The following is a 499-nucleotide window of genomic DNA, read 5'->3' as shown; positions in this document are numbered from 1 at the left end:
CCAGAACCGTATCGACGACGTGATCACCTTCAACGAGTTGTCCATTTCGGCCATCGAGCCTAACGTGGACCTGCAGCTCGAGGAAGTGCGCGACCGCCTGCAGGCACGTCGCATCACGCTGGACGTTACCCCGGCGGCCATGGAGCACTTGGCCATCGACGGCTACGATCCGGTCTACGGCGCCCGTCCGCTCAAGCGCCTCATCCAGCGCGAAGTGGTGGATCGCATTGCCGAGAAGGTCATCAACGGCCAGCTGCATGTTCGCAGCCACGTGCTCATCGATCTGGATGCGGAAGGCAACTACACCGCCCGCATCGAGAACTCCATGAGCCTGAACGATGCCGACTACGATGCGCTGCTGAACGGCGCCCCTCCTGAGGGTCAGAGCCCGAACGGCCATGACCTCTTGGAGGATCTGGACACGCTGAGCAATGGCGACCTGGGAGAGGATCCCATCGCCTAGTTGGCCATCACCTGACATACCCACTTTCACAGAAAG

Annotated in this window: 1 pseudogene; it reads left to right on the top strand. The window is 61.1% G+C overall.

The annotated features are described in order from the left end of the window. Positions 1-463, top strand: a pseudogene (locus PZH32_RS11245) (hypothetical protein); the annotation flags it as partial. Positions 464-499: the final 36 nt, after the last annotated feature.

Origin of the sequence: Adlercreutzia equolifaciens (assembly GCF_029076695.1) — a bacterium.
In the GTDB taxonomy this organism is placed as follows: Bacteria; Actinomycetota; Coriobacteriia; order Coriobacteriales; family Eggerthellaceae; genus Adlercreutzia; species Adlercreutzia equolifaciens_A.
The sequence above is the reverse complement of the archived record's forward strand: the minus strand, read 5'-3'. Positions and strand labels throughout refer to the sequence as shown.